This is a genomic window from Paenibacillus sedimenti, assembly GCF_014534655.1.
Lineage (GTDB): Bacteria > Bacillota > Bacilli > Paenibacillales > NBRC-103111 > Paenibacillus_E > Paenibacillus_E sedimenti.
In genome coordinates, this window is the sequence record NZ_JACVVD010000064.1 from 1 (window position 1) to 329 (window position 329).

The 329-nt window shown below is 46.5% G+C and carries 1 pseudogene; it reads left to right on the forward strand.

Annotated features, from left to right (window positions below):
* Positions 1 to 329, forward strand: a pseudogene (locus tag ICC18_RS33445) (hypothetical protein); the annotation flags it as partial.

A 329-nucleotide genomic window follows, 5' to 3' on the forward strand; every position in this document is an offset into this window, starting at 1 on the left:
TCTGACTTGGCAAACACAAGCAAAACGGATACAACGGCAGCATTTAGCTTTGCAACGCCAACGGGAGCAACAGCAGTTAAGGTGCAACAATCTACAGATGGCGGAACAACCTGGACGGATTCCACTACATCCGCAGCATTGGATCAAAGCTCAACAACGGCAACTGTAACAGGCTTAACACAAAGCACTGCTTACAAGTTCCAAGTAGTAGTAACTGGCGGATCTAAGGCAGGAAACTCTAACGTAGTAGATGTAACAACAGATGCAACGGTAACGCCGATTTCTGACTTGGCAAACACAAGCAAAACGGATACAACGGCAGCATTTAG